Origin of the sequence: Citrobacter sp. H12-3-2, assembly GCF_009649895.1 — a bacterium.
Classification (GTDB): Bacteria; Pseudomonadota; Gammaproteobacteria; order Enterobacterales; family Enterobacteriaceae; genus Citrobacter; species Citrobacter portucalensis.
The window spans coordinates 3,284,566-3,307,925 of the sequence record NZ_CP045837.1 but is presented as its reverse complement, the minus strand read 5'-3'; the positions used below and the strand labels follow the sequence as shown (position 1 = coordinate 3,307,925).

Here is a 23,360-nt window from a genome sequence, read left to right as displayed (position 1 = left end):
TTTGCTGGCGTAACAGAAATATTCTGGCGCGTTACTGTTTTTTCATCCAGTATATTTTACTGGCAAAATATACTGCTGCGAGTAAAATTACACACCTGCCCGCCCATTGCTTCAGGTAGCTGCTCATGAGTAAACCGTTCAAACTAAATTCCGCTTTTAAACCCTCTGGCGATCAGCCTGAGGCGATACGTCGCCTGGAAGAAGGTCTGGAGGATGGTCTGGCGCATCAGACGTTGCTGGGGGTGACGGGGTCGGGGAAAACATTCACCATCGCGAACGTGATTGCGGACCTACAGCGCCCTACCATGGTGCTGGCCCCCAATAAGACGCTTGCCGCGCAGTTGTACGGTGAGATGAAAGAGTTCTTTCCGGATAACGCGGTGGAGTATTTCGTCTCCTACTACGACTATTATCAGCCGGAAGCCTACGTGCCAAGTTCTGACACCTTCATCGAGAAGGATGCTTCGGTTAACGAACACATTGAGCAGATGCGTCTGTCAGCAACCAAAGCGTTGCTTGAGCGACGGGATGTCGTCGTCGTAGCGTCGGTTTCCGCGATTTATGGTCTGGGTGACCCGGACCTGTACCTGAAAATGATGCTGCACCTGACGGTGGGGATGATTATCGACCAGCGCGCGATCCTGCGTCGTCTGGCGGAGCTGCAGTATACTCGCAACGATCAGGCATTCCAGCGCGGGACCTTCCGCGTGCGCGGTGAAGTGATCGACATATTTCCGGCGGAATCTGACGACATCGCGTTGCGCGTGGAACTGTTTGATGAAGAGGTCGAACGTTTGTCGCTGTTTGACCCGCTTACCGGACAGGTCGAATCTACTATTTCGCGCTTTACTATCTACCCTAAAACGCACTACGTGACGCCGCGCGAACGTATTGTACAGGCGATGGAAGAAATTAAAGTTGAGCTGGCAGAGCGGCGAAAAGTCCTGTTGGCTAATAACAAACTGCTGGAAGAACAGCGCTTAAGTCAGCGTACCCAGTTCGATCTGGAAATGATGAACGAGCTGGGTTACTGCTCGGGGATTGAAAACTATTCCCGCTATCTGTCCGGGCGTGGTCCGGGCGAGCCGCCGCCGACGCTGTTTGATTACCTGCCTGCCGATGGCCTGCTGGTGGTGGATGAATCTCACGTGACTATCCCGCAAATTGGCGGCATGTATCGCGGTGACCGGGCGCGTAAAGAAACCCTGGTCGAATACGGATTCCGTCTGCCGTCGGCGCTGGATAACCGTCCGCTTAAATTTGAAGAGTTTGAAGCGCTGGCCCCGCAAACCATCTATGTTTCGGCGACGCCGGGCAACTATGAGCTGGAGAAATCCGGTGATGATGTGGTCGATCAGGTCGTAAGACCGACCGGCCTGCTGGATCCGGTCATTGAGGTGCGCCCGGTGGCGACGCAGGTTGACGATCTGCTATCTGAGATCCGCACCCGTGCGGCGATTAACGAACGTGTGCTGGTCACCACGCTCACCAAACGGATGGCGGAGGATCTCACCGAGTATCTTGAAGAGCACGGTGAACGGGTGCGTTATCTGCACTCTGACATCGATACCGTGGAACGTATGGAAATCATTCGTGATCTGCGTCTGGGCGAGTTTGACGTGCTGGTGGGTATCAACCTGTTACGTGAAGGTCTGGACATGCCTGAGGTCTCCCTGGTGGCGATTCTGGACGCAGACAAAGAAGGGTTCCTGCGTTCTGAACGGTCACTTATTCAGACCATCGGTCGTGCGGCGCGTAACATCAACGGTAAGGCGATTCTTTACGGTGATAAAATTACCGCCTCTATGGCTAAAGCGATTGGTGAAACCGAACGTCGTCGTGAGAAACAGCAGCTCTATAACGAAGAACACGGTATTACGCCGCAGGGGCTGAACAAGAAAGTGGTCGATATTCTGGCGCTGGGTCAGAATATTGCGAAGACCAAAGCGAAAGGCAAAGGGAAGTCACGCGCAGGCGCGAAGTCTGAGGTTGTCGAACTGGATATGACGCCAAAAGCGCTGCAGCAGAAGATTCACGAGCTGGAAGGGCAGATGATGCAACACGCGCAGAATCTCGAATTTGAAGAGGCCGCGACAATCCGTGACCAGTTGCATCAGTTGCGCGAGTTGTTTATTGCGGCATCGTAAGGCGGTGTCGGATGCGGGGTAAACCCTTATCCGACCTACGGGGTAGATAGCGTACGTAGGCCGGATGCCGGAGCAAATCGTTTTGTAGGCCTGATAAGCGCAGCGCATCAGGCAAATCCGTTCAGCCCAGCACCTGCACCGCTTTCTCCAGCGCACTATGCAATAGCTGGCGGTCATGACGGTAGGGAATATCGCTGGCTTCCAGCACTTCCTGGATCACAACGCGGTCGGTAACGGCGGAAGCATCCACTTTCGGCCCCACAACCACCGCATCAATCACTTTCTTCCCGACGTACTGTTCAATAATGGCCAGCTTATCGCTAAGCGTCAGGCTGGCTGCTGGCAGGCTTAATTCTCGCCCAAGATTGCCTATGTAGACCATCGGAGCCGGTGTGCGACGTAATGCCTGTGACATTTCATCGAGTAACAGAATCGGCATCAGGCTGGTGTAAAAACTGCCGGGGCCTATCAAAATTAAATCCGCTTCAGCGATAGCCTCAACGGCCTCCCGTGTAGTCGGGACTTTTGGCGAAAGCATCAGTTCCTGAGGTGGGACGGTGAGCTGATCGATATTCACTTCGCCATAAACTTCGTGTCCCTGGTCATCAATGGCCATCAGATCCACCGGCAGCTCCGACATCGGAATTAAATGTGCGTCAACTTTCAGCAGGCTACGAATTAAATTGATAGCTTCCAAAGGCCGCACGCTGAGGTGATCGAGCGCCTTTAACATTAGATTTCCGAGGTTATGCCCGGAAAGTTCGCCATTACCGCCAAAACGATACTCAAACATAGCGGATGCAACGCTGGGTTGAGTAATTAGCTGGTTCAGACAGTTACGCATGTCTCCCCAGGCAATCCCTCCTTCAGAGCGACGAATACGACCTGTCGACCCGCCGTTATCGGTGGTGGTGACGATACCCGTCAGGCGGGAACCTAATGGGGAAAGAGAGGAGAGAACGCGTCCTAATCCATGCCCTCCGCCGAGAGCGACAACGCGGTCCAAATCTGCCAGCGTGCGAGTGCGCATATATTTTCCTGATATCAATTGATCGGCGCTACAGTAACGTAAATAGCGTGTTTTCAGCAATTATCCAGTCGGCATCTGCCGTAATTTTTTTCTGCGATCTACTCCTTTCTGACGACACTCACCTGATGGCAAGATGATGTATATCAATGCAAAACTGTGATTTTTGCTTATTCTGTAGCGAAATTGCACGATCATGTCGCTATATACATATTTATACAGCGAAAGTGTACATGGCAAAAGCGCCATTTACACGCTAGTATCGGCATAACCACAAAGTACTCTTAAAAATTTGAGTTGCCGTAAGCCAACGCATCTGCAACTCGAAGTATGATGAGTATAAACACTCTAGCCTCTGCACCTGGGTCAAATGATACGGTGCTTTGGCCGTGACAAGACTTGAAAAAGTTTGTCACCAGGGCGCAGGAAGAAATGACTACGTCTCCCGTAATTGGAAAGGTGTACATGGGCTCTCAACTTACCGATGCTTTCGCACGTAAGTTTTACTACTTACGTTTGTCGATTACCGATGTGTGTAACTTTCGTTGCACCTACTGCCTGCCGGATGGCTATAAGCCCGGCGGGGTCACCAATAACGGCTTTTTAACCGTTGATGAAATTCGCCGTGTCACGCGTGCGTTCGCCAGTCTGGGAACGGAAAAAGTGCGTCTGACGGGGGGCGAACCTTCACTGCGTCGCGACTTCACTGACATTATCGCCGCCGTGCGCGAAAACGACGCCATTCGCCAGATTGCGGTAACCACCAATGGTTATCGTCTGGCGCGCGATGCCGCCGCCTGGCGCGATGCCGGACTGACCGCGCTCAACGTCAGCGTCGACAGCCTCGACGCCCGTCAGTTTCACGCCATTACCGGACAGGACAAGTTTCAGCAGGTGATGGCGGGCATTGATGCCGCCTTTGATGCCGGTTTTGAAAAAGTGAAAGTCAACACCGTGCTGATGCGCGACGTAAACCATCATCAACTGGACACCTTCCTGGCGTGGATCCAACCTCGACCAATCCAACTGCGTTTTATTGAACTGATGGAAACGGGCGAGGGCAGCTCTCTCTTCCGTAAACACCATATTTCAGGACAGGTACTGCGCGATGAGCTGCTGCGTCGCGGCTGGATCCACCAGATCCGACAGCGTAGCGACGGCCCGGCTCAGGTTTTCTGTCATCCTGATTATGTTGGCGAAATTGGTCTGATCATGCCTTATGAGAAAGACTTCTGCGCCACCTGTAATCGTCTGCGCGTTTCCTCTGTCGGCAAGCTTCATCTGTGTTTATTTGGTGAAGGCGGCGTAAGCCTGCGTGATTTGCTGGAAGACGATGCTCAGCAACCGGCGCTGGAAGAACGTATTTCAGCCACGCTGCTGGAGAAAAAGCAGACCCATTTCCTGCATCAGAACAATACCGGTATTACGCAAAACTTATCTTACATTGGCGGCTGATCGCTAAAAGGAGTTTTTCATGAGTCAGGTAAGCGCTGAATTTATCCCGACACGCATTGCTATTCTTACTGTTTCCAACCGTCGCGGCGAAGAAGATGACACCTCCGGCCATTATCTGCGTGACTCGGCGCAAGAAGCGGGTCATCAGATTGTCGATAAGGCGATTGTCAAAGAGAACCGCTACGCCATCCGCGCCCAGGTTTCTGCCTGGATTGCCAGTGACGATGTACAGGTGGTGCTCATTACCGGTGGCACTGGCTTAACCGAAGGGGACCAGGCGCCGGAAGCGCTGCAACCGCTGTTCGACAGAGAAGTCGAAGGGTTTGGCGAAGTATTCCGTATGCTGTCGTTTGAAGAGATTGGCACCGCGACGCTGCAATCCCGCGCGATTGCCGGGGTGGCCAATAAAACGCTGATTTTTGCCATGCCGGGTTCGACCAAAGCGTGTCGTACTGCCTGGGAAAATATCATTGCGCCGCAGCTTGATGCCCGTACGCGTCCGTGTAATTTCCACCCACATTTGAAGAAATAAGTATGTCGCAACTGACTCATATTAACGCCGCTGGCGAAGCGCATATGGTGGATGTCTCCGCCAAAGCGGAAACCGTACGCGAGGCGCGTGCAGAAGCATTTGTAACCATGCGTAGCGAAACGCTGGCGATGATCATCGACGGCAGTCACCATAAGGGTGATGTTTTCGCCACGGCGCGTATTGCCGGTATTCAGGCTGCCAAACGGACCTGGGATCTTATCCCACTGTGTCACCCACTGATGTTGAGCAAGGTCGAAGTCAATTTGCACGCCGAGCCGGAGCACAATCGCGTACGTATTGAAACGCTGTGTCGCCTGACCGGTAAAACCGGCGTTGAAATGGAAGCGTTAACGGCAGCCTCCGTGGCGGCGTTGACCATCTACGATATGTGCAAAGCGGTGCAAAAGGATATGGTGATTGGTCCGGTGCGTTTGCTGGCAAAAAGCGGCGGCAAATCGGGTGATTTTAAGGTGGATGCGCATGATTAAGGTTCTTTTCTTTGCTCAGGTACGGGAACTGGTGAACACCGATGCGTTAGAAGTTGCCGCCGAGTTTGCAACGGTAGAAGCGCTGCGCAAGCATCTGGCGGCGCAAAGCGATCGCTGGGCGCTGGCGCTGGAAGACGGCAAGCTGCTGGCGGCGGTGAATCAGACGCTGGTCAGTTTTGACCATCCTCTTAACGCGGGTGATGAAGTCGCTTTCTTCCCGCCGGTAACCGGAGGCTAAAATGGCTGAAACGCGAATTGTTGTTGGTCATGCGCCGTTCAGCGTCGGGGATGAGTATCCCTGGCTGGCAGAGCGCGATGAAGACGGCGCGGTAGTCACTTTCACCGGTAAAGTCCGCAATTACAATCTCGGTGACAGCGTTAAGGCGTTAACGCTGGAACACTATCCGGGAATGACCGAAAAAGCGCTGGCGGAGATTGTCGACGAAGCGCGTTCGCGCTGGCCGCTGGGTCGGGTGACGGTGATCCATCGCATTGGCGAACTGTGGCCGGGTGACGAAATCGTTTTTGTTGGCGTGACCAGCGCGCATCGCAGCAGCGCGTTTGATGCCGGGCAGTTCATTATGGATTACCTGAAAACCCGCGCGCCGTTCTGGAAGCGCGAGGCCACGCCGGAAGGTGAGCGCTGGGTTGATGCCCGCGACAGTGATAAGCTAGCAGCAAAACGCTGGTAGAGTACAATTGTTGTAGGCTCATACTGATTCAGGAGATTGTCATGGACCGATTCCCACGATCCGATTCTATTGTACAGGCCCGTTCCGGCCTGCAAACGTATATGGCGCAGGTGTACGGCTGGATGACCTGCGGACTGTTGCTGACGGCGTTTATCGCCTGGTATGCGGCAAATACGCCCGCGGTGATGATGTTTGTCTTCTCCAGCAAAATCACCTTCTTTGGCCTGATCATCGCTCAACTGGCGCTGGTGTTTGTTCTGTCCGGCATGGTGCAAAGGCTGAGCGCGGGTATGGCGACCACGCTGTTTATGCTCTATTCGGCATTAACCGGGTTGACGCTATCAAGCATCTTTATTGTCTATACCTACTCGTCTATCGCCAGCACCTTCGTGGTCACTGGCGGGATGTTCGGGATCATGAGTTTGTATGGCTACACCACCAAGCGCGACCTGAGCGGCTTCGGCAATATGCTGTTTATGGCGCTGATCGGTATTGTGCTGGCTTCGCTGGTTAACTTCTGGCTGAAGAGCGAAGCGCTGATGTGGGCGGTGACCTATATCGGGGTGATAGTGTTTGTCGGTCTGACCGCCTATGACACGCAGAAGCTGAAAAATATCGGTGAGCAGATCGACCTGCGAGACAGCTCCAATCTGCGTAAATACGCGATTCTTGGGGCCTTAACGCTGTATCTGGACTTCATCAACCTGTTCCTGATGCTGCTGCGTATTTTCGGCAATCGTCGTTAATTGTCTGTTGCCGAATGGTATAAAAAGTAGGCCGGATAAGGCGTTAAGCCGCATCCGGCACTATAAGCACCATCATTTCGCCATCGCCTTCTCGTTCTTTGCCCGTAGCTTTTTCGCCCGACTCTCCAACAGCAAATAACACATCAGCGCCAGCAGTAGCGGAATAAAATAGTACAGCACGCGATAGGCGAGCAGGGCAGCAATGATCGTGCCCTGAGACGTATTCTCTCCCGCCAGCAGCGCCATAAAAACCGCCTCCAGCACGCCGATCCCTGCCGGAATATGCACAATAACCCCGGCAATACTGCTCACCAGCAGCACGCCAAGCACGAAGAAATAGTTAATATTCTGACCCAGCAACAACCAGATAATCGCCCCCATAACCATCCAGTTAGTCCCGGATATCGCCATCTGCGCGAGGGCAAATTTCCAGGAGGGGAGCACCAGCTTTTGGCCCTTGATGGTGATGTGACGATGTTTAGCGAAGGTGCAAAACCACAGATAAACAACAATAATCAGCAGCAGCGCTATGCCTAAAATGCGCAATGTGACTTCATCGATATACCAGTGAGCGGGCAGTTCGACGACGCCGAAGGTAAATATAAAACCGCCCAGCAGAATATAGCCCAGCCAGTTAGTGGTAATGCTCAGCGAAAAAATCCGCGTTATTGTGCCCCCCGGCAACCCGAGACGCGAGTAGAGCCGATATCGCATCCCAATACCGCCCACCCAGGTGCTTAACGTCAGGTTAAACGCGTAACAGATAAACGACACCAGCATGACCTGGCGTTTTGCCAGTTTGTGACCGCAGTAGTAGCGCCCGAGCAGATCATAACAACCGTAAAGTAAATAACTGACGATCACCAACCCCACGGCGTTGAGCAGGGCGATCCGGTTGTAATCGCGAATTACCGTCCACACTTCCTGCCAGTTGACTTTGCTGGCATAAACGACCAGCAACACGATCACCGCAATAAAAAATAACCATGTGAGGATCTTTTTCGCTAACCGCCAGCGTCGGTGATTTTTTGCCATCAGGATTTCCCTCCTGCATCCTCAGTTTGTATACGGTCCTGAGTTTCCAGAGCGGGCTGCGCGGGCGGCTCTACCTCGGCCAGATGCGGGGTATGCGCCGGAAGCCAGCCGACCAGCGCCGGGAAGTGGCGTAAAAAGTGGAAGGCCAACACGCTTTTAGTCAGGTTCCACCAGGTGCGTTTTGGCAGCATGGATTCATCTACCCGCTTGCAGTCCTGCGCAATAATAGGGTTCAGGTTGTCGCGCAGGGTCTGGTTAAACGTGCGGTCATGAATAATCAGATTCGCTTCCAGATTCAGTGACAGGCTCAGCGGATCAAGATTGCTGGAGCCCACCGTCGCCCAGTGATCGTCCATCAGCGCCACTTTGCCATGCAGAGGTTTACGGCGGTATTCGTAGACATGGACGCCACCTTTAACCAGATAGTTGTACAGCAGGCGGGCACCCACTTTCACAATCGGCATATCCGGTTCACCCTGCACAATGAGTTTTACCCGAACGCCGCGTCGTGCTGCTTTACGCAGGGCATGCAGCAGGCGATAACCGGGAAAGAAATAGGCATTGGCAATGATCACTTCCCGTCGGGCCTGGGTCAGCATTTTAAGATAATGGCGTTCAATATCATCGCGATGCTCTTCGTTATCGCGCCAGACAAACAGCGCCTGCGCTTCGCCGGGGCGATGATTGTCGATTGCCCGGTGATGACGTCGCCACCAGCGTCGTACGGCGCTTTGCCCGGGCAGGTTTTCCAGTACAAAGTTCAGAATGTCAGCAACGACTGGACCTTCAACGCGAACGGCGTAATCCTGCTTGGCCTCCGGGCCGTAATCCGACATATGTTCAGCGGAGTAATTGATGCCGCCGACAAAGGCAACACGGTCATCAATGACCACTATTTTTCGATGCATACGGCGAAAGAGATTGGTGCGCATTCCAAAAAGACGCGGACGCGGATCGTAGTAGCGGAAAACAACACCGGCTACGGTCAGCTCTTCAACAAAACTGTCGCTCAGATCCGGCGAGCCGTAGCCATCCAGCAGCACCTCTGCTTTGATTCCTCGTCGGGCGGCTTCGAGCAACGCGGCATGCAGCTGTTTTCCTACCGCATCTTCAAACCAGATAAAAGTCTCAAGGATAATTTTTTGCTGTGCCTGCTCAATGGCGTCAAAGACGGCGGGGTAGAATTGATCGCCGTTTTCCAGCAGTTGAATTTGATTGCCTTCACGCCAGCCATATTTCATAAATGAATCTCCGCACTCAGGGGGGCATGATCGGACAAATGTCGCCAGTGACGCAGCGCAAGCGTCGTCGGGGTACTGGCATTCGCGTTTTTCACATAGATCCTGTCCAGGCGCAGCAGAGGAAACTGCACCGGAAACGTTCGCGCCGGGCGACCGTGGGCGCGGGTAAAAATCTCGTCAAGACCAGCTTTGGCTTTCAACGGGCGATTGGCCGTTTGCCGCCAGTCGTTAAAATCTCCAGCAATCACCACGGGCTCCGCGTTGGGCAGGGCGTTAACCCAGTCTGCCAGCATTGAGAGCTGAGCCTGGCGGTGAGCTTCACGTAGGCCGAGATGCACACACATCACATGAATGGGGTGGGAGAGCATTGGCGGTACGATGCGGCAGTAAAGGACTCCGCGCTTTTCACTCGCACCGACTGACACATCACGATTTTCATAATGCTCAATGGGATACCGCGACAGCACTGCATTACCGTGATGTCCCTGCGGGTACACGGCGTTACGCCCGTAGGCGAAATCGCTCCACATCGTGTCCGCCAGAAATTCGTAGTGGCTGGTATCCGGCCAGTTCTCAATGTGCAGCGAATGCGCTTCGTGCGCCCCCATGACTTCCTGCAGACACACAATGTCTGCGCCGACGGTTCTGACGGCTTCCCGTAGCTCAGGCAAAATAAAACGCCGGTTGAAGGCGGTGAACCCTTTGTGAGTATTAATGGTGAGCACATTGAATGAAAATTGAACTCCCGATCCGCTCATGAGCCTCCCGATGGCGTCACTTCCTAAATAAAATAGTGTAGTCGTCGTCACAAAAAGATGCGGTGTTGCGGAATTTTCCGTAAAGTCCGGTACTCTGAACAATTAGTCGAAAATCCTTCAGGAGAATAGCCATGAGGTGGCAACAACGTGTTCGTGTCGCAACGGGTCTAAGTTGCTGGCAGATAGTGTTGCATTTACTGGTAGTGGCGTTGCTGGTAATGGGCTGGATGAGCGGCAGACTGGTGCATGTCGGCCTGGGATTGTGCGTCGTGTACGGCGTTACCGTTTTATTGATGCTTGCATTGCAACGTCACCACGAACAGCGCTGGCGCGACGTGGCTGATGTGCTGGAAGAGTTGACCACGACGTGGTATTTCGGTGCCGCCATGATCGTACTGTGGCTGCTGTCACGCGTGCTGCAAAACAACGTCTTGCTGGCACTGGCAGGGCTGGTCATCCTTGCCGGACCCGCCGTGGTCTCGCTGCTGGCGAAAGACAAAAAGCTACATCACCTTGCGTCTAAACATCGCATACGCCGCTGATCCGGTCGTGGCCGCTATCACTAATAGCGGCCACAAGCTTCCCCAGACAATCTGCAGACTCGCATCTTTCAGGTAAATCTGTTTCGTGATGTCCGTAAAATGGCGGATCGGGTTTATCCACGTCAGATTCTGCAACCAGACCGGCATGTTTTCGACCGGTGAGACATAGCCCGAGAGTAAAATCGCCGGCATCATAAACACAAACACCCCGATAAACGCCTGCTGCTGGGTGGCGCACAGTGACGAAATCAGCAGACCAAAGCCGACCAGCGACAGCCCGTAAATCACCATTGTGAAATAGAACAGCCCCAATGAACCGGCAAACGGAATGTGATAAGCCCAGATGCCGATCGCCAGCACAATGGTGGCCTGAAAAGTAGCCACAATTAGCGCGGGCACAGCTTTACCGATAAAAATCTGCCAGGTGGTAAGCGGGGAAACCAGCAGTTGATCCAGTGTGCCTTGCTCGCGCTCGCGGGCAACCGAGAGCGAGGTGACGATCATTACGCCGATGGTGGTGATCATGGCGATCAGCGACGGAACCACAAACCATTTGTAATCCAGATTCGGGTTATACCAGTTACGCACCACTAGCTCGCTGTTGTTCGGTTTCGGCTTGCCGTCCATCAGCTCCTGCTGATACTCCTTAACGATTTGCTGCAGGTAATTCGCGGCAATTTGCGCGCTGTTGGAGTTACGTCCGTCGAGGATAATCTGCATGGGAGCCTGCTGGAAGGTATCCAGATTACGCGAAAAATTGGCCGGGAAACGCACCAACAGCAGGGCTTTTTGCGTGTCGATGGTGGGCTGGATCTCCTGCGGACTTTTCAACAGAAGAACATGCGTAAAGGCGCTGGCGCGGGCGAAGCGCTGGGTAAGCTCAACCGAATGTTTACCGTTGTCTTCGTTATAGATAGCGATAGTGGCGTTGGTGACTTCCAGCGTTGCCGCGAACGGGAACAGGATAACCTGAATCAGCACCGGTAAAATCAGAATGGCTCGCGTCTGCGGTTCGCGTAATAGCGATTGCAGCTCTTTGCGAATTAATGTCCATAAGCGATGAAACATGCCTGTCCTCTCAGTCCAGTTTGTAGGCCTGATAAGCTAAGCGCATCAGGCATAATGCCGGATGGCGACGTGAACGCCTTATCCGGCCTACGGCTACAATTATCCATACACGAATTTAATCCAGCCGACGTTTGGTTTTAAGCCACGTCAGGCCAATAAACATCACCGCCGAAGCGATTAAAAACAGCACGTTGATAATCAGCACCACCGGGATATTGCCCGCCAGGAACAAGCTTTGCAGGGTGCTGACGAAATAACGCGCCGGAATAATGTAGGTTACCGCCCGGATAATCGCGGGCATGCTGTCTATCTGGAAGATAAATCCCGACAGCATAATCGAGGGCAGAAAGGCGGCGTTCAGCGCAACCTGCGCGGCGTTAAACTGGTTGCGGGTGATGGTGGAAATAAGCAACCCCATACCGAGTGTACTGAGCAGAAACAGGCTGGTAATGAAAAACAGGATCAGCAACGAGCCGCGGTAGGGCACGCCAAGAATAAACACCGACACCAGCATACACAGCAGCATCGCCAGCATGCCCAGAAAGTAATACGGGATTAGTTTGCACAGTAGGAGTTCGACGCGGGTGACTTCTGTCGACAGCAGCGCTTCCATGGTGCCGCGCTCCCATTCGCGCGCCACCACTAATGAGGTGAGGATGGCGCCAATCACCGTCATGATGATGGTGACCGCCCCGGGAATAATAAAGTGCTGGCTGATGGCCGCCGGGTTAAACCAGTAGCGGGTTTGCACGTCGATCAAAGGTTTGAACGATTCCCCACGATCTTCTGCCCGCTGTTGCTGCCAGATTTGCCAGATGCCTTCGACATAACCCTGCACAAAGTTGGCGGTATTCGGTTCGCTGCCGTCGGTGATCACCTGGATCGGGGCGACATCGTTAGGTCGCGCCATCTGCTGGGCAAAATCCACTGGGATCACCACCAGACCGCGAATGCGCCCGGCCTGCATTTTCTCAATCAGTTCCTGGCGATTATCGCTGATGGTGGCGTCAATATACGGCGAACCGGTCATGGTATGGGTAAAATCCAGCGCCTCTTCACTCTGCTGTTCGAGCAAAATCCCTACCCGCAGCTTGCTGGAGTCGAGGTTGATCCCGTAGCCGAAGATAAACAGCAGCAGCAGCGGGATCACCACCGCAATCAGCCAACTGCTGGGATCGCGGACGATCTGGCGCGTCTCTTTCACGCACAGCGCGCGGACGCGACGCCAGGAGAGAGCGGAGTTACTCATGCGTATGCTCCTTATCCCAGTCATTGATTAGCGTGATGAACGCCTGTTCCATGGTCGGGTCCGGCGTGTCGCTGTCGGCAGCCTGAGCCTTCAGGTCGTCTGGCGTACCGCTGGCTATCAGTTTGCCGCGATACACCAGCCCGATGCGATCGCAGTATTCTGCCTCATCCATAAAGTGGGTGGTCACCATCACCGTGACGCCTTTTTCCACCATGCTGTTGATATGCAACCAGAACTCACGACGGGTGAGGGGATCGACCCCGGAAGTGGGTTCATCAAGGAACAGAATGTCGGGTTCATGCATCAGCGAGCAGGCCAGCGCCAGACGCTGCTTAAATCCCAGCGGCAGTTCATCGGTGGCATGGGAAGCGATACTCTTCAGGCCAAATGCCTCGCTCATACGATCGATTTTCTCTTTCTGCGCCCGACCGCGCAGGCCGTAGACGCCGGAGAAAAAGCGCAGATTCTGTTCAACCGTCAGGTTACCGTACAGGGAGAATTTCTGCGCCATATAGCCCAGATGCTGACGCGCTTTACCGGAGCTAACTTTCAGGTCCATATCCAGCACCAGCGCTTTGCCGGAAGTGGGGACCAGCAGGCCGCACATCATTTTAAAGGTGGTGGATTTGCCAGCGCCGTTGGGTCCTAACAGACCAAAAATCTCGCCGCGCTGCACGGCAAAGTCTACGTGGTCGGTGGCGGCAAAATCGCCAAATTTCTTGGTCAGCGCTTTGGCTTCGATCACCGTTTCGCCAGGCGTGCCTTCCACGGTATGCAGGATAGCGCCCAGCGGGGATTCCGATGTTCCGGCTCCACCGAGTAAATCGATAAAGGCATCTTCGAAGCGGGGTGCGGTTTCGTTGATGGTTATCTCCGGCATGCCGTCAGCGTTTTGGATCTGCTGAGCAGTAGCCTCTTTTTTTAGGATTAAACGGACGGATTTGCCCTGAATCATTCCGTCGCTGACCAGCGGCAGTTTTAACGCGCGTTGCAGCAGTCGGCGGTTGTTTTCCTGCGGACTGCTCATCAGGAAGCTGCGACCTGCCATGGTTTGCGTAAGCTGAGTAGGATCGCCCTGGTATAACAGTTCACCTTCGTTCATCAGCAGCACATCACGGCATTGCTCTGCTTCATCCAGATACGACGTACTCCAGAGGATCAGCATGCCGTCCCCGGCCAGCTCGTGGACCATTTGCCACAGTTCGCGACGGGAAATAGGATCGACACCTACGCCTGGCTCATCCAGCAGCAACACTTTGGGTTCGCCAACCAGCGTACAGGCAAGCCCGAGCTTCTGCTTCATGCCGCCAGAAAGCTTGCCAGCCAGTCGTCCGGTAAATGGTCCCAGCGAGGTGAATTCCAGGAGTCGGGCAAAGGTTTTTTCTCGCGCTTCACCGGTGACGCTGCGTAAGTCGGCATAGAGATTGAGGTTCTCCATGACGGTTAAATCTTCGTACAGACCAAATTTCTGCGGCATATAGCCCAGCACCGCATGTAGTGCGCTGTCGTCTTTGATGGGGTCAAAACCAATCACTTCAGCACTTCCGGCATCAGGTTTTAATAATCCCGCCAGCATTCGCATCAACGTAGTTTTGCCCGCGCCGTCCGGCCCGACAAGCCCGGTCACGTAGCCTGCATGAACGGTACAGTCGAGCGGGGCGACGGCCGGTTTTTCCATTCCGGCAAAGTTTTTCGTCAGCCCTTTAAGCGTAATGACGGCGTCATTCATGCCGTGCCTCATCGCCAAACTTTATCGTTACCGGCATTCCCTGACGCAGCGCATCGTCCGCGTCGGTCACCACAATTCGCAGGCGATAAACCAGGTCGGTACGCAGGTCAGGAGTCTCGACCGTTTTCGGGGTAAATTCGGCGGTAGGAGAAACGAAGCCGATTTTGCCGTGATACGGTTTGTCCGGGCGGCCATCGGTATAGAGCAGGATCTCACGTCCTGGCTGCGCCTGGCTCAGATTTCGTTCGTCAACGTAAGCACGAACCCAAACCGGACGCATGAGCGACAGCGTCAGTACCGTGCCCCCTTCGTTCAGCATGCTGCCGGGTTCAACTGCACGGGTGAGAAGCGTGCCGTCAGACGGCGAGGTCAGCGTGGTGTCATGCAAATTAAGCTCTGCCTGTGCCAGCTCGGCCTGAGCTTGTTCGAGCGTGGCTTTTGCCTGCTCGATGTCCTGCACACGATTACCGCTGCGATATTGCGTGAGTTTATCCTGTGCGGATTTCAGCGAAGCTAACGCCTGATCGCGAGATGAACGGGCGTTTTCCAGATCGTTGGCTGAAATGGTGCGGCTTTTCCACAATCCGACCTGCCGATTGTAAAAGTTCTGCGCGTAATCATAGGCGGCCTGCGCCTGTTTGACTGCCGCCGCGGTTTGCGCGATCTCTTCTTCGCGATACCCTGCCAGCATCAGATCGTATTGTGCCTGTGCGGCGGCAACGTTGGCTTTTGCCTGCATCAATGCGTTTTCATACGGTGCGCGGTCCAGTTCACCCAGCACCTGACCGGCGGTAATCGCATCGCCTTCGTCAACCGCCAGCGAGGCCAGCCTGCCGCCGACACGAAAACTCAGGTTGACGCTACGGATATCGACATTGCCGTATAGCGTCAGGCCGTTATCTTGCCGACTCTGATACCACCACGTTCCACCGGCAATCACGGCAACGAGGGCCGCGATAACCAGCCCGAGAACGACAGGTTTTTTCATGACTCCAGACTCCTTTGCGTTAAACCTTGCAGAATAAGATCGATGTGACAGGTGATCGTTTGGTCAATCAGCGCGGTTTTATCCTCATCAAATTGTGACCAGCCTGTACGCAACAGAATGGTTTCTTTCCCCAGACGAAAAGCCAGCACCTCGCCGAGTATGGCGTGGGTGTGCAGAATCATTTGGGTATCATTGGCATCGCCGCCCGTATAGGCGGCAATCAGGCGCGTCAGATGTGTATGCAGCGGATTGATAACCTGGTCGTGCACCAGTTGATAAGCCGCGGTGGGGGAAAGCTGTTCGCGCGAGATAAATTTGCTCAGGTTAACGGTGTCGTCCTGAGTTAACAGCATGATCATATTTTTGCAGGCGCGCAGGATCAGTTCGCGCATCGCGCCACGGTCCGGCTCAGGCTGGGCGAATAAACGCTCGGCCTCTTCAGCGTGCGGGCGAAACTGTGCACCGATAAAATCCGCAATCCACTGGGCGCAGGCGAGATATAAATCCTCTTTTGAGCCAAAATAGTAGGTGATAGCCGCAATGTTTTGCCCGGCCTGTGCAGCGATATCGCGCGTCGTGGCGTGCAGACCATACTCACCGAATTGCGCCAATGCGGCGGCAATGAGCTGGTTCTTCGCCTGTTCACCTTTGGTTGTCATGGTGGGTGTATTCATGGCACGACTCTGATCTTAATCAATCGATTGATTAAGATTATGACTGATGTGCAGCCTTGTCCAGTCCGGAGCGTTATTTTCCAGTGAAGGGATAATTTATGCGGCACATCACAAAAACTGCTACACTCCGCCCCTTCATGACATTGTGGTTTTTGTCATCTCTATTGTATGTATCTCCCTGAAAACGACACCGGTAACGGTCAGGGCGGTTCGGAGTTGTTATGTCTTTTGATTCCCTTGGTTTAAACCCTGAAATTTTACGTGCCGTTGCCGAGCAGGGTTACCGTGAACCTACCCCTATTCAGCAGCAGGCTATTCCTGCCGTGCTGGAAGGCCGCGATCTGATGGCTAGTGCCCAGACCGGTACGGGGAAAACGGCAGGTTTTACCCTGCCGCTGTTGCAGCACCTGATCACCAATCAGCCGCATGGTAAAAGCCGTCGTCCGGTTCGTGCGCTGATCCTCACGCCAACCCGCGAACTGGCGGCCCAGATTGGCGAAAACGTCCGTGATTACAGTAAGTATCTGAATATTCGCTCGCTGGTGGTCTTCGGCGGCGTCAGCATTAACCCGCAGATGATGAAGCTGCGTGGCGGCGTAGATGTGCTGATTGCCACTCCGGGTCGTTTGCTCGATCTGGAACACCAGAATGCGGTGAAACTGGATCAGGTTGAGATCCTGGTACTGGATGAAGCTGACCGCATGCTGGATATGGGCTTTATTCACGATATTCGTCGCGTTCTGGCAAAACTGCCGGCAAAACGTCAGAACCTGCTGTTCTCGGCAACGTTCTCTGATGACATTAAATCGCTGGCCGAAAAACTGTTGCACAACCCGCTGGAAATCGAAGTGGCGCGTCGTAATACCGCGTCAGAGCAGGTTACTCAGCACGTTCATTTCGTTGATAAAAAACGTAAACGCGAACTACTGTCGCAGATGATTGGTCAGGGCAACTGGCAGCAGGTGCTGGTGTTTACCCGTACCAAACATGGCGCGAACCATCTGGCAGAGCAGCTGAATAAAGACGGCATCCGCAGTGCGGCTATCCACGGTAATAAATCTCAGGGTGCGCGTACGCGTGCGCTGGCTGATTTTAAATCCGGTGATATTCGCGTGCTGGTAGCGACCGACATTGCCGCGCGAGGTCTGGACATTGAAGAGTTACCGCACGTGGTGAACTACGAGCTGCCAAACGTCCCGGAAGACTACGTGCACCGCATTGGTCGTACCGGTCGTGCGGCCGCTACCGGCGAAGCGTTGTCTCTGGTGTGCGTCGATGAACACAAGCTGTTGCGTGACATCGAGAAGTTGCTGAAAAAAGAGATCCCGCGTATTGCAACGCCAGGCTATGAGCCAGACCCGTCCATTAAAGCTGAGCCGATCCAGAACGGTCGTCAGCAGCGTGGCGGCGGCGGTGGTCGCGGGCAGGGCGGAGCAGGGCGTGGACAGCAGCCGCGTCATCAGGATGGCGGAGCGCCAAAAGCGAAGCCGCGTAATGGCGAAGGCAAACCGGCAGGTGATAAACCTCGTCCACCGCGCCGTCCGCGCAAACCGTCTGCAGCGCAGTAATTGCGAGCCCGGCCGAAAGGTCGGGCTTTTCTTTTTGCGACACGGGATAGAAAGTGCCACAATAGTGGCTGTTTATACAGTATTTCAGGTTTTCTCATGGCACTTACCACCGCGCTAAAAGCGCAAATCGCTGCCTGGTACAAGGCGCTTCAGGAACAGATCCCCGACTTTATCCCCCGTGCGCCGCAGCGGCAGATGATTGCTGACGTCGCGAAAACGCTCTCCGGGGAAGAAGGGCGGCATCTGGCGATTGAAGCACCGACCGGAGTGGGGAAAACCCTGTCGTATCTGATTCCCGGTATTGCCATCGCGCGCGAAGAACAAAAAACGCTGGTGGTCAGTACCGCCAACGTCGCTTTGCAGGACCAGATCTACAGCAAAGATTTACCGCTGCTGCGCAAAATTATCCCCGACCTGCGTTTTACCGCTGCGTTTGGTCGCGGACGCTATGTCTGCCCGCGTAACTTAGCGGCGCTGGCCAGCACTGAACCCAATCAGCAGGATCTGCTGGCTTTTCTCGACGATGACCTGACGCCCAACAACCAGGAAGAACAAAAGCGCTGCGCCAGGCTAAAAGGCGATCTCGACAGCTACAAGTGGGACGGGCTGCGCGATCACACCGATATCGCTATCGACGACGGACTCTGGCAGCGTCTGAGCACCGATAAAGCCAGCTGTCTGAATCGCAACTGTCACTACTATCGTGAATGCCCTTTTTTTGTCGCCCGCCGGGAGATTCAGGAAGCTGAAGTGGTCGTGGCTAATCATGCGCTGGTAATGGCGGCCATGGAAAGCGAAGCCGTTTTGCCGGAGCCGAAAAACCTGTTGTTGGTACTTGATGAAGGCCACCATTTGCCGGATGTCGCGCGCGATGCACTGGAGATGAGCGCAGAAATCAGCGCCCCCTGGTATCGACTTCAGTTGGATCTATTTTGCAAATTAGTGGCTACCTGCCTGGAGCAGTTTCGCCCGAAGACCACGCCGCCACTGGCAAATGCCGAGCGTCTGAACGGTCACTGTGAGGAACTGTATGAGCTGATTTCATCGCTCAATAACATTCTTAATCTGTATATGCCCGCTACCCAGGAGGCAGAACACCGCTTCGCGATGGGCGAATTGCCTACGGAAGTGATGGAGATTTGTCAGCGTCTGGCAAAGCTAACAGAAATGCTGCGCGGTCTGGCGGAACTGTTCCTCAACGATCTCAGCGAAAAAACCGGCACTCACGATATCGTGCGTCTGCATCGGGTTATTTTGCAGATGAACCGGGCGCTGGGCATGTTTGAGGCGCAAAGCAAACTGTGGCGGCTGGCATCGCTCGCGCAATCGTCAGGCGCGCCGGTGAGTAAATGGGCGACGCGCGAGGTGCGTGACGGGCAGATCCACGTCTGGTTCCACTGCGTGGGGATCCGTGTGAGCGATCAGCTCGAACGACTGCTGTGGCGTAGCGTCCCGCATATTATTGTCACTTCCGCAACGCTGCGCTCGCTCAACAGCTTCTCGCGTTTGCAGGAGATGAGCGGTCTGAAAGAAAAAGCAGGGGACCGGTTTGTCGCGCTGGATTCACCGTTTAATCACGTTGAACAGGGCAAAATCGTCATTCCGCAGATGCGCTACGAACCGTTAATTGATAACGAAGAGCAGCATATCGCGGAAATGGCCGCCTATTTTCGCGAACAGCTGGAGAGTAAAAAGCATCAGGGCATGCTGGTACTCTTTGCCAGCGGTCGGGCGATGCAGCGTTTTCTTGAACACGTTACCGATCTGCGCCTGCTGTTGTTGGTGCAGGGCGATCAGCCGCGCTACCGTCTGGTGGAGTTGCACCGCAAACGGGTGACCAACGGCGAGCGCAGTGTGCTGGTTGGGCTGCAATCTTTTGCTGAAGGTCTGGACTTGAAAGGCGACCTGCTGACTCAGGTGCATATTCACAAAATTGCTTTTCCGCCTATCGACAGCCCGGTGGTGATCACCGAGGGCGAGTGGTTGAAAAGCCTGAACCGCTACCCCTTCGAGGTGCAGAGCCTGCCTGCGGCGTCGTTCAATTTGATCCAGCAGGTTGGGCGACTCATCCGTAGCCATGGCTGCTGGGGAGAAGTGGTTATTTATGACAAGCGTTTATTGACCAAAAGCTATGGCAAGCGTTTACTAAACGCGTTACCCATATTTCCGATAGAGCAACCTGCTGTGCCAGACGTTATAGTAAAACCAAAAGAAAAAGCGAAACCCACGCGCCGCCGTCGGCGTTAACGATGCGAGCAACAGGCAAGGAGTTATCGATGGATTACCGCAAAATCATTAAAGAGATTGGGCGAGGAAAAAATCACGCGCGTGACCTGGATAAGGATACTGCTCGCGGACTGTATACCCATATGATGAACGGTGACGTACCTGACCTTGAGATGGGCGGGGTACTGATTGCGCTACGTATCAAGGGCGAAGGTGAAGCGGAGATGCTGGGCTTTTACGAAGCGATGCAAAACCACACCATTCGACTGACTCCGCCGGTAACCAAACCCATGCCGATTGTCATTCCCAGCTACAATGGCGCGCGCAAGCAGGCGAATTTGACTCCGCTGCTGGCGATTTTACTGCATAAACTCGGTTTTCCGGTGGTGGTGCACGGCGTCAGCGAGGATCCAACCCGTGTACTGACTGAAACCATTTTCGAACTGATGGGGATTACGCCAACGCTGCATGCCGGGCAGGCGCAGGCAAAGCTGGATGGTCATGAGCCGGTGTTTATTCCGGTGAGCGCGCTGTGCCCTCCGCTGGAGAAACAGCTGGCGATGCGCTGGCGCATGGGGGTGCGTAACAGTGCACATACGCTGGCTAAATTAGCCACGCCGTTTGCTGAAGATGCCGCGCTGCGTCTTTCCAGCGTGTCCCACCCGGAATATGTTTCGCGCGTGGCGAAGTTCTTCGGCGATATCGGTGGGCGCGGCCTGTTGATGCATGGTACCGAGGGCGAAGTGTATGCCAACCCGCAGCGCTGCCCGCAGATAAGCCTGATAGATTCATCCGGTGTGCGAGTGCTACAAGACCGACAGAGCGAGATGCCTGACGAGCCGGTACCCCTACCGGTAGCAAAAGACCCGGAAACCACCGCGCGCTGGATTGAGCGTTGTCTGGCTGGCAGTGAGCCTGTTCCGGCATCGTTGAAAATCCAGATGGCCTGCTGCCTGGTGGCAACCGGTGAGTCCGCCTCACTGGCTGAAGGACTTGCCCGCGTCGAGCAAAGTTTCTAAACCATTTGTTATCCCGACGGGCCTGTTGCCTGGCCTGTCGGCTCTCTCTGTTCGGCAATGTGAAATTTCTGCACGTTTATTGACCTCCAGCGCACCGTGGCGCAGCATAGTTTGTTGAAAAATAAGAAACACAACAAACACGCGACACAACAGGAGATAACAATGAACAGTGGACATCGCTTCCATGTGCCAACGCTGCACGCCTTTATCCAGGCCGTTTTTCATCAGATGGGAAGCAATGATCGGGAGGCGCGGCTGGTGGCCGACCATCTGATAGCCTCTAACCTCGCCGGTCACGACTCCCATGGCATCGGTATGATCCCAAGCTATATTCGTTCATTCTCGCAGGGGCATCTGCAGATCAACCGTCATGCCAAAGTGGTAAAAGATGCGGGGGCGGTGATTACGCTTGACGGCGACTGTGCGTTTGGTCAGGTGGCAGCGCACGAGGCAATCACGCTTGGAATCGAAAAAGCGCGTCAGTACGGAATCTCTGCCGTGGCATTACATAATTCGCACCATATCGGCCGTATTGGCTACTGGGCGGAGCAATGTGCGGCGGCAGGTTTTGTCTCGGTACACTTTGTGAATGTGGTGGGGATCCCGATGGTCGCACCGTTTCATGGCCGCGATAGCCGTTTTGGCACCAATCCCTTCTGCGTCGTATTCCCGCGTAAAAATACCTTCCCACTGTTGCTGGACTATGCAACCAGCGCCATCGCGTTTGGCAAAACCCGTGTGGCATGGCATAAGGGCGAGCCGGTGGCTCCAGGATGCCTGATTGATGTGGCGGGTGTGCCCACTACCGATCCTGCGGTAATGCAGGTTTCTCCGCTGGGGTCGTTGCTGACCTTTGCCGAGCACAAGGGGTATGCGCTGGCGGCGATGTGCGAAATTATGGGCGGTGCGCTTTCTGGCGGTAAAACCACACATGAAGAGAGCCTGCAGACCAGCGCGGACGCCATCATTAACTGTATGACCACCATCATTATGAATCCACAACTGTTCGGCGCGCCGGACTGCGACAACCAGGTCGCGGCATTTGCTGAGTGGGTGAAAGCGTCCCCGCATGCTGAAGATGCCCCGATCCTATTGCCTGGGGAGTGGGAGGTGAACACTCGCGAGGAACGGCTGGAACACGGTATTCCGCTGGATGCCGGAAGCTGGCAAGCGATTTGTGAGGCGGCACTGCAAATTGGGATGCCAGACGCCGTGTTGCAGGAATTCTGTCAACGGCTGAAACAATAGGCAAAAAAAAGCCCGTCCAGTGGCGGACGGGCAAACAAAGGGTAACAAACAGGGTCAATGAGGGTTGGAGCATTGGGTCGTACAGGTAATCTTTCGGTTATTTATAGATAACCGCGGTGCCGCTCATTTTGTCTTTGCCGATAGCAGAAGTGATGCTGTACCCAGTTGCGCCAGCAGCATTCGCTTTCTCAGCCAGTTTGGCTTCCAGTCCGTCCAGCGTAGTGGCGCCGTCAGCAGATACCACTCCAATTTTGTTCATGTTTTGCGCCTGAGTAGAGGAAACCGGCTCGGCAGCGAAAACGCCAAATGACAGGGTAGACAGGGCGATGGCAGCAACAGCAAATTTGATATTTTTCATGATTAATCTCTCGCAGGGTTGTTCTGTTAGTCAGTGTTCTTTAAGAAGACGTTGTTCCGTCGATGTGATAAGTATCACGTTTTTTTTGGTGAGAGAAAATCGAATAGAATTGACGACATCAATCAAAAAAATTGAATGACAAATAACTTATTGAATATTAATAAATTCGAGTAAGGGATTTACAGTTCTTGTCATTGCGCTTTACAGAGAAGGCGACAACGGCACATTTTGCTACACAGGGTGCAAAAAAGCGTGCTCGTAAAGGAAATCGTATGCGCTGAAACTTTTGGTAAAGATAAGTCAACGTAGCTGGCTGTCTTTCGAACCCCTGCGATTATATCCTGAAAATGCTGAGTTATGTGAATCTTTATCCTGTTGGCAGGCGATGCACAAGCGTACCCCTGGCACGGCCTCACGTCTGGCCTGAGGGATAGGATTGCCGCATTCTTCGCATTCATACAGACTTTCCCCCGTCGGTAACTCACCGCGAGCGCGGGCAACAGCATCTTCAATAGTATTGTTGATCTGTTCGTTAACCGCGTCGTCATTTGCCCATCCGGATGCCATGTG

The 23,360-nt window shown here is 54.1% G+C and carries 23 protein-coding genes and 1 riboswitch; of the genes, 12 read left to right on the top strand and 11 right to left on the bottom strand.

Annotated elements, in window-relative coordinates; translation table 11 throughout:
- The first annotated feature begins 125 nt into the window (after positions 1–125).
- Positions 126–2,147 (top strand): excinuclease ABC subunit UvrB, encoded by a 2,022-nt coding sequence (gene uvrB, locus GHC22_RS15915; protein ID WP_008784186.1) that lies wholly within the window; start codon positions 126–128, stop codon positions 2,145–2,147.
- A 121-nt stretch (positions 2,148–2,268) separates the two neighbouring features.
- On the opposite strand, the gene yvcK is transcribed toward uvrB, so the two are convergent.
- A complete protein-coding gene (gene yvcK / locus GHC22_RS15910) occupies positions 2,269–3,177 on the bottom strand; it encodes a uridine diphosphate-N-acetylglucosamine-binding protein YvcK (RefSeq protein WP_153753485.1) in 909 nt (302 codons plus the stop codon).
- 329 nt (positions 3,178–3,506) lie between these two features.
- A riboswitch (molybdenum cofactor riboswitch) is annotated at positions 3,507–3,652 on the top strand.
- On the opposite strand from yvcK, the gene moaA reads away from it, so the two are divergent.
- From moaA to GHC22_RS15880, 6 genes are all read left to right on the top strand, one after another.
- Entirely contained in the window at positions 3,640–4,629 is a 990-nt protein-coding gene (gene moaA, locus GHC22_RS15905; RefSeq protein ID WP_153753483.1) for a GTP 3',8-cyclase MoaA, read from the top strand. It overlaps the preceding riboswitch by 13 nt.
- A 19-nt stretch (positions 4,630–4,648) precedes the next feature.
- On the top strand, positions 4,649–5,161 hold the full coding sequence (gene moaB, locus GHC22_RS15900) for a molybdenum cofactor biosynthesis protein B (protein ID WP_003035187.1): 513 nt from the start codon (positions 4,649–4,651) through the stop codon (positions 5,159–5,161).
- A gap of 2 nt (positions 5,162–5,163) precedes the next feature.
- The gene (moaC, locus tag GHC22_RS15895) at positions 5,164–5,649 is read left to right on the top strand and encodes a cyclic pyranopterin monophosphate synthase MoaC (RefSeq protein ID WP_003035188.1); all 486 of its coding nucleotides are present in this window, start codon (positions 5,164–5,166) and stop codon (positions 5,647–5,649) included.
- Entirely contained in the window at positions 5,642–5,887 is a 246-nt protein-coding gene (gene moaD, locus GHC22_RS15890) for a molybdopterin synthase sulfur carrier subunit (protein WP_003831530.1), read from the top strand. The genes moaC and moaD overlap by 8 nt, the downstream gene beginning before the upstream one ends.
- 1 nt (position 5,888) lies before the next feature.
- Positions 5,889–6,341, top strand: a complete 453-nt coding sequence (gene moaE, locus GHC22_RS15885) for a molybdopterin synthase catalytic subunit MoaE (RefSeq protein ID WP_153753481.1) — start codon at positions 5,889–5,891, stop codon at positions 6,339–6,341.
- 41 nt (positions 6,342–6,382) lie between these two features.
- A complete protein-coding gene (locus tag GHC22_RS15880) occupies positions 6,383–7,087 on the top strand; it encodes a Bax inhibitor-1/YccA family protein (RefSeq protein WP_003831536.1) in 705 nt (234 codons plus the stop codon).
- Positions 7,088–7,159: 72 nt separating this feature from the next.
- On the opposite strand, the gene GHC22_RS15875 is transcribed toward GHC22_RS15880, so the two are convergent.
- From GHC22_RS15875 to GHC22_RS15865, 3 genes are read right to left on the bottom strand one after another with little or no spacing between them, the layout of a single operon-like run.
- Complete coding sequence (locus tag GHC22_RS15875) at positions 7,160–8,122, bottom strand: YbhN family protein (protein ID WP_153753479.1); 963 nt, start codon at positions 8,120–8,122, stop codon at positions 7,160–7,162.
- A complete protein-coding gene (clsB, locus tag GHC22_RS15870; protein WP_008784192.1) occupies positions 8,122–9,363 on the bottom strand; it encodes a cardiolipin synthase ClsB in 1,242 nt (413 codons plus the stop codon). Before clsB ends, GHC22_RS15875 begins: the two co-directional genes overlap by 1 nt.
- A complete protein-coding gene (locus GHC22_RS15865; RefSeq protein WP_153753477.1) occupies positions 9,360–10,121 on the bottom strand; it encodes an endonuclease/exonuclease/phosphatase family protein in 762 nt (253 codons plus the stop codon). Before GHC22_RS15865 ends, clsB begins: the two co-directional genes overlap by 4 nt.
- A gap of 131 nt (positions 10,122–10,252) precedes the next feature.
- Here GHC22_RS15865 and GHC22_RS15860 point away from each other — a divergent pair, with 131 nt between their 5' ends.
- A complete protein-coding gene (locus GHC22_RS15860; protein ID WP_003831542.1) occupies positions 10,253–10,663 on the top strand; it encodes a YbhQ family protein in 411 nt (136 codons plus the stop codon).
- Here the strand turns inward: GHC22_RS15860 and GHC22_RS15855 are convergent.
- The 5 genes from GHC22_RS15855 to cecR form a co-directional block, all read right to left on the bottom strand.
- On the bottom strand, positions 10,625–11,731 hold the full coding sequence (locus tag GHC22_RS15855; RefSeq protein WP_008784194.1) for an ABC transporter permease: 1,107 nt from the start codon (positions 11,729–11,731) through the stop codon (positions 10,625–10,627). The two genes, GHC22_RS15860 and GHC22_RS15855, sit on opposite strands and share 39 nt — an antisense overlap.
- A gap of 115 nt (positions 11,732–11,846) precedes the next feature.
- The gene (locus GHC22_RS15850; protein WP_003831545.1) at positions 11,847–12,980 is read right to left on the bottom strand and encodes an ABC transporter permease; all 1,134 of its coding nucleotides are present in this window, start codon (positions 12,978–12,980) and stop codon (positions 11,847–11,849) included.
- On the bottom strand, positions 12,973–14,709 hold the full coding sequence (locus GHC22_RS15845; RefSeq protein WP_060682507.1) for an ATP-binding cassette domain-containing protein: 1,737 nt from the start codon (positions 14,707–14,709) through the stop codon (positions 12,973–12,975). The genes GHC22_RS15850 and GHC22_RS15845 overlap by 8 nt, the downstream gene beginning before the upstream one ends.
- Complete coding sequence (gene hlyD, locus GHC22_RS15840) at positions 14,702–15,697, bottom strand: secretion protein HlyD (protein ID WP_153753476.1); 996 nt, start codon at positions 15,695–15,697, stop codon at positions 14,702–14,704. The genes GHC22_RS15845 and hlyD overlap by 8 nt, the downstream gene beginning before the upstream one ends.
- Positions 15,694–16,371 (bottom strand): transcriptional regulator CecR, encoded by a 678-nt coding sequence (cecR, locus tag GHC22_RS15835; protein WP_003831550.1) that lies wholly within the window; start codon positions 16,369–16,371, stop codon positions 15,694–15,696. Before cecR ends, hlyD begins: the two co-directional genes overlap by 4 nt.
- 221 nt (positions 16,372–16,592) lie before the next feature.
- Between cecR and rhlE the strand changes: the two genes are divergently transcribed.
- From rhlE to GHC22_RS15815, 4 genes are all read left to right on the top strand, one after another.
- Positions 16,593–17,939, top strand: coding sequence for an ATP-dependent RNA helicase RhlE (rhlE, locus tag GHC22_RS15830; protein ID WP_153753474.1), 1,347 nt, complete (start codon positions 16,593–16,595; stop codon positions 17,937–17,939).
- Between the two features lie 96 nt (positions 17,940–18,035).
- On the top strand, positions 18,036–20,186 hold the full coding sequence (dinG, locus tag GHC22_RS15825; protein ID WP_153753472.1) for an ATP-dependent DNA helicase DinG: 2,151 nt from the start codon (positions 18,036–18,038) through the stop codon (positions 20,184–20,186).
- Positions 20,187–20,215: 29 nt separating this feature from the next.
- Positions 20,216–21,184, top strand: a complete 969-nt coding sequence (gene ybiB / locus GHC22_RS15820) for a DNA-binding protein YbiB (protein WP_048214626.1) — start codon at positions 20,216–20,218, stop codon at positions 21,182–21,184.
- A gap of 162 nt (positions 21,185–21,346) precedes the next feature.
- Positions 21,347–22,432, top strand: a complete 1,086-nt coding sequence (locus GHC22_RS15815) for a malate/lactate/ureidoglycolate dehydrogenase (protein WP_153753470.1) — start codon at positions 21,347–21,349, stop codon at positions 22,430–22,432.
- A 97-nt stretch (positions 22,433–22,529) separates the two neighbouring features.
- Here GHC22_RS15815 and ybiJ read toward each other — a convergent pair whose 3' ends face one another.
- Positions 22,530–22,790, bottom strand: coding sequence for a DUF1471 family protein YbiJ (gene ybiJ, locus GHC22_RS15810; RefSeq protein ID WP_003831561.1), 261 nt, complete (start codon positions 22,788–22,790; stop codon positions 22,530–22,532).
- A gap of 300 nt (positions 22,791–23,090) precedes the next feature.
- Positions 23,091–23,357 carry a DksA/TraR family C4-type zinc finger protein gene (locus tag GHC22_RS15805; RefSeq protein ID WP_003831562.1) on the bottom strand — a complete coding sequence of 89 codons (267 nt, stop codon included), beginning with the start codon at positions 23,355–23,357 and terminating at the stop codon, positions 23,091–23,093.
- Positions 23,358–23,360: the final 3 nt, after the last annotated feature.

Coding starts and splice junctions, on each gene's coding strand:
- ybiJ (WP_003831561.1), bottom strand. CDS start 22,790: ATGAAAAATATCAAATTTGCTGTTGCTGCCATCGCCCTGTCTACCCTG.
- moaE (WP_153753481.1), top strand. CDS start 5,889: ATGGCTGAAACGCGAATTGTTGTTGGTCATGCGCCGTTCAGCGTCGGG.
- clsB (WP_008784192.1), bottom strand. CDS start 9,363: ATGAAATATGGCTGGCGTGAAGGCAATCAAATTCAACTGCTGGAAAAC.
- uvrB (WP_008784186.1), top strand. CDS start 126: ATGAGTAAACCGTTCAAACTAAATTCCGCTTTTAAACCCTCTGGCGAT.
- cecR (WP_003831550.1), bottom strand. CDS start 16,371: ATGAATACACCCACCATGACAACCAAAGGTGAACAGGCGAAGAACCAG.
- GHC22_RS15815 (WP_153753470.1), top strand. CDS start 21,347: ATGAACAGTGGACATCGCTTCCATGTGCCAACGCTGCACGCCTTTATC.
- ybiB (WP_048214626.1), top strand. CDS start 20,216: ATGGATTACCGCAAAATCATTAAAGAGATTGGGCGAGGAAAAAATCAC.
- hlyD (WP_153753476.1), bottom strand. CDS start 15,697: ATGAAAAAACCTGTCGTTCTCGGGCTGGTTATCGCGGCCCTCGTTGCC.
- dinG (WP_153753472.1), top strand. CDS start 18,036: ATGGCACTTACCACCGCGCTAAAAGCGCAAATCGCTGCCTGGTACAAG.
- GHC22_RS15805 (WP_003831562.1), bottom strand. CDS start 23,357: ATGGCATCCGGATGGGCAAATGACGACGCGGTTAACGAACAGATCAAC.
- GHC22_RS15845 (WP_060682507.1), bottom strand. CDS start 14,709: ATGAATGACGCCGTCATTACGCTTAAAGGGCTGACGAAAAACTTTGCC.
- yvcK (WP_153753485.1), bottom strand. CDS start 3,177: ATGCGCACTCGCACGCTGGCAGATTTGGACCGCGTTGTCGCTCTCGGC.
- GHC22_RS15865 (WP_153753477.1), bottom strand. CDS start 10,121: ATGAGCGGATCGGGAGTTCAATTTTCATTCAATGTGCTCACCATTAAT.
- GHC22_RS15850 (WP_003831545.1), bottom strand. CDS start 12,980: ATGAGTAACTCCGCTCTCTCCTGGCGTCGCGTCCGCGCGCTGTGCGTG.
- moaD (WP_003831530.1), top strand. CDS start 5,642: ATGATTAAGGTTCTTTTCTTTGCTCAGGTACGGGAACTGGTGAACACC.
- GHC22_RS15875 (WP_153753479.1), bottom strand. CDS start 8,122: ATGGCAAAAAATCACCGACGCTGGCGGTTAGCGAAAAAGATCCTCACA.
- moaA (WP_153753483.1), top strand. CDS start 3,640: ATGGGCTCTCAACTTACCGATGCTTTCGCACGTAAGTTTTACTACTTA.
- rhlE (WP_153753474.1), top strand. CDS start 16,593: ATGTCTTTTGATTCCCTTGGTTTAAACCCTGAAATTTTACGTGCCGTT.
- GHC22_RS15860 (WP_003831542.1), top strand. CDS start 10,253: ATGAGGTGGCAACAACGTGTTCGTGTCGCAACGGGTCTAAGTTGCTGG.
- moaC (WP_003035188.1), top strand. CDS start 5,164: ATGTCGCAACTGACTCATATTAACGCCGCTGGCGAAGCGCATATGGTG.
- moaB (WP_003035187.1), top strand. CDS start 4,649: ATGAGTCAGGTAAGCGCTGAATTTATCCCGACACGCATTGCTATTCTT.
- GHC22_RS15855 (WP_008784194.1), bottom strand. CDS start 11,731: ATGTTTCATCGCTTATGGACATTAATTCGCAAAGAGCTGCAATCGCTA.
- GHC22_RS15880 (WP_003831536.1), top strand. CDS start 6,383: ATGGACCGATTCCCACGATCCGATTCTATTGTACAGGCCCGTTCCGGC.